The 8,017-nt window shown below is 73.9% G+C and carries 7 protein-coding genes and 1 pseudogene; 1 reads left to right on the top strand and 7 read right to left on the bottom strand.

Features of this window, described 5'->3' with window-relative positions:
* Positions 1-134 precede the first annotated feature (134 nt).
* The 7 genes from ACYC1Z_RS12955 to dinB form a co-directional block, all read right to left on the bottom strand.
* On the bottom strand, positions 135-1,694 hold the full coding sequence (locus ACYC1Z_RS12955; protein WP_461409938.1) for a UDP-N-acetylmuramoyl-L-alanyl-D-glutamate--2,6-diaminopimelate ligase: 1,560 nt from the start codon (positions 1,692-1,694) through the stop codon (positions 135-137).
* Positions 1,695-1,744: 50 nt separating this feature from the next.
* A complete protein-coding gene (locus tag ACYC1Z_RS12950) occupies positions 1,745-3,526 on the bottom strand; it encodes a peptidoglycan D,D-transpeptidase FtsI family protein (protein WP_461409937.1) in 1,782 nt (593 codons plus the stop codon).
* On the bottom strand, positions 3,523-3,921 hold the full coding sequence (locus ACYC1Z_RS12945) for a hypothetical protein (RefSeq protein WP_461409936.1): 399 nt from the start codon (positions 3,919-3,921) through the stop codon (positions 3,523-3,525). The genes ACYC1Z_RS12950 and ACYC1Z_RS12945 overlap by 4 nt, the downstream gene beginning before the upstream one ends.
* Positions 3,918-4,937, bottom strand: coding sequence for a 16S rRNA (cytosine(1402)-N(4))-methyltransferase RsmH (gene rsmH / locus ACYC1Z_RS12940; protein ID WP_461409935.1), 1,020 nt, complete (start codon positions 4,935-4,937; stop codon positions 3,918-3,920). The genes ACYC1Z_RS12945 and rsmH overlap by 4 nt, the downstream gene beginning before the upstream one ends.
* A gap of 181 nt (positions 4,938-5,118) precedes the next feature.
* Complete coding sequence (mraZ, locus tag ACYC1Z_RS12935; RefSeq protein ID WP_461409934.1) at positions 5,119-5,550, bottom strand: division/cell wall cluster transcriptional repressor MraZ; 432 nt, start codon at positions 5,548-5,550, stop codon at positions 5,119-5,121.
* Positions 5,551-5,973: 423 nt separating this feature from the next.
* Positions 5,974-6,354, bottom strand: coding sequence for a DUF3040 domain-containing protein (locus tag ACYC1Z_RS12930; protein ID WP_461409933.1), 381 nt, complete (start codon positions 6,352-6,354; stop codon positions 5,974-5,976).
* Between the two features lie 49 nt (positions 6,355-6,403).
* Positions 6,404-7,654 (bottom strand): DNA polymerase IV, encoded by a 1,251-nt coding sequence (gene dinB / locus ACYC1Z_RS12925; protein WP_461409932.1) that lies wholly within the window; start codon positions 7,652-7,654, stop codon positions 6,404-6,406.
* Between the two features lie 24 nt (positions 7,655-7,678).
* On the opposite strand from dinB, the pseudogene ACYC1Z_RS12920 reads away from it, so the two are divergent.
* Positions 7,679-8,017: pseudogene (locus ACYC1Z_RS12920) on the top strand (spermidine synthase); the annotation flags it as partial.

The following is an 8,017-nucleotide window of genomic DNA, read 5'->3' as shown; positions in this document are numbered from 1 at the left end:
GGCGACGAACAGGGCGCCCGGGACGACGTCGTGCGAGTCGGTGACGACGGGCCCGTCGACGGCGTGCTGCTGGGCGCCGCGGTGGTCGGCCCGCCGTCCGCCGGTGACGGCGGCGACGTCGTCGAGGGTGATCTTCATCGGGTCGCTCCCTGGGTGCGCAGCGCGAGAGCGGCACGCACCTCCTCCCGGTCGTCCAGGTGGTGCGGCACCCCGGCGATCTCCTGCACGGTCTCGTGTCCACGGCCGGCGACGAGCACGGTGTCCTCGTCCGCGGCCGCCAGGACCACGGTACGGATCGCCCCCGCACGCCCGTCCACCTCACGCACCGTGGTGCCCGGCACACCGGTGGCGCCGGCGAGGACCTCGGCCCGGATCCGGGCGGCCGGCTCGTCGTGGGGGTCGTCGTCGGTCACCACGACGAGGTCCGCCCCCGTGGCGGCGACGCGCCCCATCAGGGGCCGCTTGCCCCGGTCCCGCTCCCCCGTGGCGCCGAAGACGACGGCGAGCCGGCCCGAGGTGGTGGGGCGCAGCGCGGCCAGCGCCTGCTCGAGCGCGTCGGGGTTGTGCGCGAAGTCGACCACGACGCGCGGGCGGTCGGCGAGCTGCTCCATGCGGCCGGGCACGGCCGGGCTCAGGCCCCCCGCTGCGGCGAGGGCGGCCTCGAGGGCGGCGGCGGCGACGCCGGACTCGAGCACCATCGCCGCCGCCAGTGCGGCGTTGGCGAGGTTGAACGCGCCGGGCAGCGCCGTCGACGTGGTGAGGGTCCGGCCGTCGCGGTGCGCCAGCGTGAACGCGGTGCCCGCCGAGCCCGGGGTGACGGCGCGCACGCGCCAGTCGGCGGGTACCGCGGTGTCGTGGACGGCGAGAGCGACGAGCCCGTCGCGCTCCTCGACCAGGCGCCGGCCCCACGGACCGTCGACGAGGACGACGCCGCGGCGGGAGCGGCCCGGGGTGAACAGGTCGGCCTTGACCCGGAAATAGGTCTCCAGGTCCCCGTGGTAGTCGAGGTGGTCCTGGGTGAGGTTGGTGAATCCGGCGACGTCGTAGACCAGGGCGTCCACCCGACCCTGGGCGAGGGCGTGCGAGGAGACCTCCATGACGAGGTCGTCGACGCCGGTCTCGACCATGACGGCCAGCAGCGCCTGCAGCTCGGCGGGCTGGGGGGTGGTGAGCGCGGCGGGGACCTCGGCGCCCGCCACCCGGACCGCGACCGTGCCGAGCAGGCCCGTGGTACGTCCCAGGGCGCGCAGGGCGTGGTCGACCAGGAACGCCGTGGTGGTCTTGCCGTTGGTTCCGGTGACGGCGAAGGAGCGCAGGCGCCGGCCCGGGTGGCCGTAGAGCTCGGCCGCCAGGGACGCCATGACGGCGGGGACGTGCCCGGTGACGAGCACCGGGACGGGATACGGGGGTACCAGCAGCGCCACGCCGGCGGGATCGGTGAGCACGGCGGCGGCACCGGCCGCGACGGCGGCGGGCACGAAGCGGGCCCCGTGCACATGATCGCCCGGCTGGGCCACGAACAGCTCGCCACCGCGGACCTGTCGGTTGTCGGCGACGACACCGCGCACCTCGACGTCCGCCCATCCCGGTGCCGTGGCAGGGGCGGGGTCGAGGGCGAACGTGGCGGCCAGCCCGCCCAGCGGGTGGGGTCGGGGCGCGGTGGGCCGGGGCAGATCGTCGGACGGTGCGGTCACCGCTCCATTGTTCCCACCCGGCCGGGCGGGGCCACCCGACGCGCCGGGGCTCACCCTGCCTCGCGCGGCAGGTCCGGGGCCGGCGTCGTCGACGGCGGCACCCCGAGGTGGCGCAGCGCGAAGCCGGTCACCGCGCTGAAGACGGGGGCCGCGATGATGCCGCCGTAGGACATGCCGGCGGGCTTGTACAGCACCACACCGACGGCCACGCGCGGGTTCTCGGCCGGGGCGAGGCCGACGTAGGAGCCGAGGCGCGAGCTCAGCCCGCCCCCGCCGTCGGAGATCTGGGCGGTGCCGGTCTTGGCCGCCACGCGGTAGCCGTCGACGCGGCCGAGGACGCCGGTGCCGCCCTTGGCGGTCACCGACTCCATCATCGCGACGATCTCGTCGGCCGTCTCCTGGCCGAAGACCCGCTCGCCCGGGCCGACCACGGTCGGCTCGAACTGGCCGTCGGCGTCGCTGAGCCCGTCGACGACGTGGGGGTCCAGCCGCACGCCGCCGTTGCCGATGGTGGCGACCATGGAGGTGTTCTGCAGCAGGCTCACGCTCATGCCCTGGCCGAACATGGTCGTGTACTTGGTGCGGGCGTCCCACTCCTCGGGGGTGCGCAGGACGCCGGCGGTCTCGCCGGGCAGCTCGATACCGGTCCGCTCGCCGAAGCCGAACGCGCGCAGGTAGCCGTAGCGCACGTCGTCGGAGAGCCGGTCGCCGATCTGCACGGTGCCGGTGTTTGACGAGGTGGCGAGGACGCCGGTGGTGGTCAGCGTCCTGGTCTCGTGCGGGTCGTTGTCGCTGAAGGTCTGCCCGTTCGGCATCGTGATCTGGTCGGGGACGGTGAAGACGGTGCCGGTGTCGACCACGCCCTCCTCGAGGGCGGCGGCGAACGTGGGCAGCTTGCCGGTGGAGCCCGGCTCGTACGGCGCCTGGATCGCACGCGAGCCACGGTTCTTCGCTGCCCAGTCCTGGTAGTTGCCGGGGTCCACCGTGGCCGAGTCGGCGATGGTGAGGACGCGTCCGGTGCCGATCTCCTCCACGACGACGGCACCCCACTGGGCACCCCACCTGGCCACGGCCTCGTCGATGCTGCCCTGGGCGAAGTGCTGGAGGTCGCGGTCGATGGTGGTGTGCACCGCCTTGCCGGGCTCGGCGGGGACCTCCTCGCGTAGGCCCGTCGGGATGACCTGGCCGGTGCCGCCGATCTCGACGGTGAGGCTGCCGTTCGTCCCGGTGAGCTCCTCCTCGTACGTGTACTCCAGGCCGGCGAGGCCGTCCTTGTCGCCGTCGCCGTCGACATCGCCGCCGACGTAGCCGACGATGTTGCCCGCGGTGGTGTCGTTGGGGTAGATGCGCTCCGTCGTCTCCTCGGGCTCGATGCCGGGGATGCGGAGGTCGGCGATGTCGCGCCACTGCTGCGGTGTCAGGCCCTTGGCGAGGTAGGAGAAGGTCGAGTCGCCGACGAGCTGCGCGCCGAGCTCGGCCTTGTCCCGCTCGAGCAGGGGGGCCAGGACCTCGGCGGCCGCGACGGCGCCGGTGGCGAGCACCGTGCCGGTCTCGGCGTCCTTGCGCACGTACCGCGGGATGAGGCGCTGGTTGACACCGATGTTGTACCGCTCGACGGAGGTGGCGAGGATCTCCCCGTCGGCGTCGAGGATGTCGCCGCGGGGGGCGCGGATGATCGAGGTGCGGGTGCGGTCGTCGCGGGCGGCGTCGGCGAGCGAGGGGCCCTGCACCGCCTGGACGTACACGAGACGGCCGGAGAAGACCAGGAGCAGCGTGAGCAGGCCGACGAGCGCCGCCTGGCGGCGTAGCCGGTGGTCCACGGCCGTGTTCACGGCTGGCTCCCGAGGATGGCGCCGTCGGAGAGCTGGATGAAGCGGATGCCCTCGGCGGGCACCATGCCGAGATCTTCGGCCGTGCGCTGCAGGGTCGCCGGGGATCCGGCGATCTCCACCTGGGCGCGCAGGGACGCCTCGGCCTCGTCGAGCCGGTTGAGCTCGACCTGCCGGTCGTGGATCTCGTAGGCGGTGGCCGCCATCTGCGTGTTGAGCACGAGCGCGCCGAGCAGGGCGGCGGTGAGGACCGCGACGCACAGCACGAGGAACGGCACGAAGCTGCGGGAGGGGTGCGGGCTCGGCACCACGGACAGGCGCGGACGCCAGGAGGTGGCGCGCGCGGCTGCAGTACGTGGTGCGGTGGTTCGCGGAGCACGGACGGGCACGGCACTCATGCGGCGTGGCTCCTTCTCGAACGGGGTGCGGGCGGGATGGCCAGGTGGTCGGGGGTGGGTCGCAGTCGCTCGGCGGCGCGGAGCCGGACGGACCTCGCGCGGGAGTTGCGCTCGATCTCCGCGACGTCGGCCTCCTCGGCGCCCCTGGTCAGCAGGCGCAGGTACGGCTTGTGCGTCTCGGGCTCGACCGGCATGTCCGGCGGGGCCGAGGAGGTGGCGCCGCGGGTCAGCTCGGTCTTGACGAGTCGGTCCTCGAGCGACTGGTAGGACTCCACGACGATGCGCCCGCCCACGGCGAGGGCGCCGACGGCGCGGGGCAGCGCCCGTTCGAGCGCCTCGAGCTCAGCGTTGACGGCGATGCGCAGCGCCTGGAACGTGCGCTTGGCGGGGTTGCCGCCGGTGCGACGGGCGGCGGCGGGGATGTTCTCCCGGACGATCTCGACGAGCTCACCGGTGCGGGCCAGCGGAGCGGTGGCGCGGCGCCGCACGATGGCCGCGGCGATGCGTCCGGCGAACTTCTCCTCGCCGTACACGCGCAGGATGCGGCGCAGCTCGGCCTCGTCGGCCTCGGCCAGGAGCTCGGCGGCGGACGTCCCCGAGGTGGGGTCCATCCGCATGTCCAGCGGGGCGTCCCGCGCGTAGGCGAAGCCGCGCGCGGCGTCGTCGAGCTGGAGGGAGGAGACCCCCAGGTCCATCAGGACACCGTGGACGGTGCCGTCGGTGCCGTGCTCGGCGGCGACGTCGTCGATGTGGTCGTAGGTGGTGCGCACGGCGACGAAGCGGTCCGCGAACGGGGTGAGGCGGGCGGTGGCCAGCTCGATCGCCTGCGGGTCACGGTCGATACCGACCACCGTCAGGCCGGGGAAGCGGCGGAGCGCGAACTCGCTGTGCCCCCCCATGCCGAGGGTGGCGTCGATGAGGACGGCGCCGGGCGCCCCGATCGCGGGACCGAGGAGCTCGAAACAGCGTTCGGCGAGCACGGGCACGTGCAGCGCTGCTGCGTCTGCCTGGCTCATCGGCTCTCCTGCGGGGCGTGACGGTGCCGGTGCTCCGGCGGGACGTCGGGTGGGACTCGTGGTGGACGTGGTGGACGTGGTGAGCGGGTGGCGACCCCGCCCGACCAGGACTCCCCCCGCCCGCTCTGGCACCGGGGAAGTGCGCCAGAGTCGCGGTGAGAGACCTCGCAGTGCGGAGGCGTCAGAAGAGGCCCGGGACCACCTCCTCCGCGGTGTCGGCGAAGACCGCCTCCTGCTCCCTGAGGTACGTCTCCCACGCCGGCGCGTCCCAGATCTCGATCCGGGTGCCCGCGCCGATGACGGCGAGGTCGCGCTCGAGCCCGGCGTAGCTGCGCAGGCCGGCCGGGACGGTGATGCGGCCCTGCTTGTCGGGGACGTCGTCCGTGGCGCCGGAGAGGAAGACGCGTAGGTAGTCGCGGGCCACCTTGCTGGTGACCGGCGCCTGGCGCAGACGCGTGTGCATCTCCTCGAACTCGCGCACGGGGAACGCGTAGAGGCAGCGCTCCTGTCCCCGGGTGAGGACGATCCCGGTGGCGAACTGCTCGCGGAACTTCGCCGGAAGGATGAGTCGGCCCTTGTCGTCGAGGCGAGGCTCGTAGGTCCCCAGGAACATCCGGCCACCACCTCTCCCACACCCCAGTCGACTCCCGCTGGCCCCACATTACTCCACTTCCCTCCCCCGTCAACGGTGAAAGTCCCGATACTGCCCTCAAGAGGCGTGAAGGTGCAGGTCACAACGGTGACGGGAGGTGGAGGGGAAACACCACCCCCTTCGGTCGACGGGCGGGTGGCCCGACCGGGTCGGTGCCGGGGGCTGGTTTCGTCCAGGGCGGATCGGCCGTTCTCACCCGATTCCGGGCATGCTGGACGCCGTCGCGATCACCGCGGCGGCGAGGTGGTCGCGACGGTGGTGGGAAGTGGAGGGTGTCGGTGGCGGGAGGTGGCGGGTGTCGGCGGCGGGAGGTGGGTCGGCGCCGCCACAGAAAGAAGAGCTGCCCGTGGCCGATGGCCACGGGCAGCTACGGATCGTGTGGCGTCAGTGCCCGCGCTCCTCGTTACGCCGGTCCCAGCGCTGCTCCTGCCGCTGCATGAAGCCGGCGCCCCCGGCGGGACGGCCGGGCTCCGGGGTGGGACGTCCGCCCGCGCGCACCTTCCCCGAACCACGGGGACGCGAGATCGCCACCATGACGCCCGCAAGCATGGCGAGGAAGCCGAGCACCCCGAGCCACATCTGCCCGGCGGCGACACCGCCGACCAGGCCACCGAGGCCGGCGAGCAGGAGCAGCACACCGACGCTCAGTCGTCGCACGTCGGGCCGCGCCTTGTCCGCGAGCGTGCTCGCCAACCTCGGGTCGTCCGACCGCAGCTGCTGCTCCATCTCCTGGAGCATCCGCTGCTCGTATTCGGAGAGAGGCATGTGAACCTCCAATTCCCGGCCTTCCGTCGCGTCGTCGACGGTACTGCTATCAGGATAGGTCGCTGGGGCCGCCCGGGGAAGCGGTGTCGCCCCGGACTGTGAGCAACGACGCTGGACCGAGCACCTTCGAACCGAATCTGCTCCGGACATCGTCCATCGCCCGCTCGACGTCGGCACGTCGAGGGCTGTCGTCCAGCGTCGGCTGCACGCCGCCCGAAGCAGGCGACAGCCGTTCGGTGCGCACCCCGAGGAGCCGCACGCCCGCCGGCGGGATCTCCACCGCGGCGAGCAGGTCGCGCGCGGCCGCGACGATGTCGGCGCCCAGGTCCGTCGGCGCGGGCAGGGTCCGCGAGCGGGTGAGCGTGCGGAAGTCGGCCATCCGGACCTTGATGGCCACCGTCGCGGCGAGCACGCCGTCACGGCGCAGCCGGGCCGCGCACTGGTGCGACTGGTCGAGGAGGACGCGGCCGAGCACGTCGCGGTCGGTGACGTCCTCGGCGAACGTGGTCTCCGTACCGACGGACTTCTCCAGCCGGCCCGGTGCGACGGGGCGGGGGTCGATGCCCCAGGCGAGCTCGTGCAGGCGCTGGCCGGCAGCGATGCCGAGCAGGCGGTGGAGCTGGGCGAGCGGGGTGGCGGCGATCTGCGCGACGGTGTCGAGCCCGTAGCGTTCCAGCACCTCGGCCGTCCGGGCGCCGACACCCCACAGCGCGCCGGCCGGGAGCGAGTGCAGGAACGCCACGGTGGCGTCGGCCGGGACGAGGAGCAGGCCGTCGGGCTTGGCGTGGGTCGACGCGAGCTTGGCGACGTGCTTGGTCGTGGCGAGCCCGACCGAGGCGGGCAGGCCCGTCCGGTCCCGGACGTGGCGGCGGATCCACCGGCCGATGCCCAGCGGCGGGCCCATGCGCCGCAACGCACCGGAGACGTCGAGGAACGCCTCGTCGATGCTCACCTGTTCCAGGACCGGGGTGACCTCGCCGAGTACGGTCATGACCTGCTTGGAGAGCTCGGCGTAGCGGTCGTGCCGCCCGGGCAGGACCACCGCCTGCGGGCACAGCAGCCGGGCCCGGGCCATGGGCATCGCGGAGTGGACGCCGAACGCACGGGCCTCGTAGCTCGCTGCGCTCACGACCCCCCGGTGCTGCCCGCCGACGATCACGGGCAGCCCGCGCAGCTCCGGGTGGTCAAGCAGCTCGACGGCGGCGAAGAACGCGTCCATGTCGACGTGGAGGATCGTGCAGCCGGTGTCGTTCTCGCCCCACGATCGGCGGGCGTCCGCGCTGCGGGGGCCGCGGCTCATGGTGGCCACGTTAGCCTGGCCACCATGACCGCCCGCCGTCGGGGAGCACCGCCCCGCCGGGGCAGGGCCGTTCCCACGCTGCCGACCGAGGAGGTCGCCACCTCGCTGGGGACGGCGAGCGTGCGCCGGGAGCCGGGCGCGCCGCACCGGGTCACGCTGCTGCTCGACGGGACCGAGTCCTCGTTCCTCGACCTCTCGGACCCGGCGCACCTCGAGTTCGAGTACATGCAGCAGATGGTGGTGATGCTCGACGCCGTCCGGCCGGCCGGGCCGGTGCGCGCGCTGCACCTGGGGGCGGCCGGGTGCGCGCTGCCGCGGGCGCTGGAGGCTCGCCGGCCCGGCTCCTCCCCGCGCGGTGTCGGG

Source organism: Georgenia sp. (assembly GCF_054605595.1).
Note: the sequence above shows the minus strand (reverse complement) of the source record. Positions and strands in the feature narration are given on the sequence as shown.